3 protein-coding genes are annotated in these 2250 nt (G+C 61.0%); all 3 read left to right on the forward strand.

The genetic code is table 11. The annotated features are described in order from the left end of the window. The first annotated feature begins 80 nt into the window (after positions 1 to 80). The gene (gene tnpA, locus ACFOZ5_RS13480; RefSeq protein ID WP_379888164.1) at positions 81 to 293 is read left to right on the forward strand and encodes an IS66 family insertion sequence element accessory protein TnpA; all 213 of its coding nucleotides are present in this window, start codon (positions 81 to 83) and stop codon (positions 291 to 293) included. Then, entirely contained in the window at positions 290 to 646 is a 357-nt protein-coding gene (gene tnpB, locus ACFOZ5_RS13485; protein WP_379888167.1) for an IS66 family insertion sequence element accessory protein TnpB, read from the forward strand. Before tnpA ends, tnpB begins: the two co-directional genes overlap by 4 nt. A gap of 42 nt (positions 647 to 688) precedes the next feature. Then, positions 689 to 2250: IS66 family transposase (tnpC, locus tag ACFOZ5_RS13490; protein ID WP_379888169.1), on the forward strand; the 1562-nt coding region annotated here is incomplete at its 3' end.

Genomic DNA, 2250 nt, shown 5'->3' on the forward strand with positions numbered 1-2250 from the left:
GTAAGCGCTCCACCAACCCCATCTTAACGGTCTGACCGGAATTCGCCAGACTCCCAGCCTCTGACTGAAGGAGGCTGACCATGAACCATCAACTGACCTCGACCCAGGCGTTCTGGCTGGGGCACCTGTACCACGCGCACTCCCTTGGGCTGAGCCTCAGCGCTTACGCTCATGATCAAGGGCTCCGCTTTGCCGACCTGATGACCTGGCGGCAGCGACTGGACGTTCAGCATATTTCACTGCCGCCGATGCACCGGCCAAACCGGTTTGTGGCGGTGGAGGTCCGGCCATGATGCGACCGGACCTGGAGGTGGCCGTCTACCTCTGCCGGGAACCGGTGGACATGCGCAAGTCCATCGACGGTTTGTCACTGCTGGTTCAGGAGGCGATGGAGCTCAACCCATTCGAAGAGGCCGTGTTCGTCTTCTGCAACCGGCAGCGGGACAAAGTGAAGATCCTGGCCTGGGAGCGCAACGGCTTCGTGGTCTGGTACAAGCGACTGGAGCAGGAGCGCTTCAAGTGGCCGGAGGCCTCAACACAGGATGTGATGACCCTGTCGGGCCAGCAACTGAACTGGTTGCTGGATGGCTACGACATTGCCCGGATGACGCCTCATAAATCGCTATTTTTTGAGTCAGTTGGGTAATTTCAACATGCTGATTTACAGACGTTTTGGTATAATTCAGCCATGTCGGACGCCGCTTCCCAATCCCAACTTTCCACCGCGCAACTGGAGCAACAGTTGCGCGCTCAGGAGGCCGAGATTGCCCGCCTGAAGGCGGACAATTCTGCCCTCCAACGCAAAGCGACTTCCTTTGAACGCAAGACGCAGTCCCTGGAGGCGGCGAAGCGGGAGTTGTTCGAGCAACTCCGGTTGCTGATTGAGAACCGCTTCGGCCCCTCGACCGAGAAGTACTCGGTGGACCAGCAGGATCTGTTTTTCGACGAAGCCGAAGCCCTGCTGGACCGGCTGGAGGCCGAGGATGTCGAAGAGGACGAGGACCGCGACGAGCCGACGCCTTCCACAACAAATACCCCAAGCAAGCGCCGCTCACGCGGTGGCCGCGCGGCTTTGCCGCCGGAGCTGCCTCGGGTGGACGTGGTCCACGACCTGGACGAGCACCAGAAGCAGTGCCACACCGATGGCGCTGAACTGACCTGCATTGGCGAAGAGATCAGCGAGCAGTTGGACATCGTTCCGGCCCGCATCCAGGTCATCCGCCACATTCGTCGCAAGTACGCCTGCAAGACCTGCGAAGAAGGCGTGGCCACGGCTCCCATGCCGCCTCAGCCACTGCCCAAGAGCAACGCCAGCCCCAACCTGCTGGCCTACTGCCTGATCGCCAAGTACGTGGATGCCTTGCCGCTATACCGTCAGGAGCAGGTGTTCAAACGGCTGGGTATTGATCTGCCCCGCAACACCCTGGCCCGCTGGACCATCCAGGCCAGCGAACTGATCGAGCCCTTGATCGAACGGCTGCGTCAGCACCTGCACCGCAGCCCGGTACTGCACATGGATGAGACCACGGTGCAGGTCAACGCCGAGGATGACCGCAAAGCCAGCAGTCCGTCGTACATGTGGGTGCAGCGGGGTGGGCCGCCCAGCCAGCAGGTGGTGCTGTACGACTATGACGCCAGCCGTTCAGGTCAGGTCCCTGTGCGCCTGCTGGATGACTATGGCGGCGTCCTCGTGACCGATGGGTACGAGGGCTACAACCAGGTGGTCGTTGCCAACCAGCTGACCCATGCCGGTTGCTGGGCCCATGCGCGCCGGAAGTTCGTGCAGGCCCAGAAAGTCCAGCCCAAGGGCAAGAAGGGCCGTGCGGACCAGGCCCTGAGCCTGATCCGTAGCCTGTATGCCGTTGAGAAACACGGCAAACACCTGAGTCCGGAAGAGCGCCTCGAACTGCGGCGGGAACAAAGTCAGCCCACCCTGGACAAGCTCAAGGCCTGGCTGGATAAGTCCCTGAACCAGGTGCCGCCGAAAACCACCATCGGCAAAGCGTTACAGTATCTGGCCAATCAGTGGCCCAAACTGACCACCTTCATGAGTGACGGTCGCATCCCGCTGGATAACAACCCGGCAGAGAATGCCATCCGCCCGTTCGTGATCGGGCGCAAGAACTGGCTGTTCAGCCAGACACCCAGAGGCGCTCATGCGAGCGCCCGGATCTATAGTCTGATCGAGACTGCTCGCGCCAACAGGATCGAACCTTATCGGTACATGGTCAGGGTGCTGAGCGAGTTGCC

The organism is Marinobacter lacisalsi (assembly GCF_042651045.1).
Classification (GTDB): Bacteria; Pseudomonadota; Gammaproteobacteria; order Pseudomonadales; family Oleiphilaceae; genus Marinobacter; species Marinobacter lacisalsi.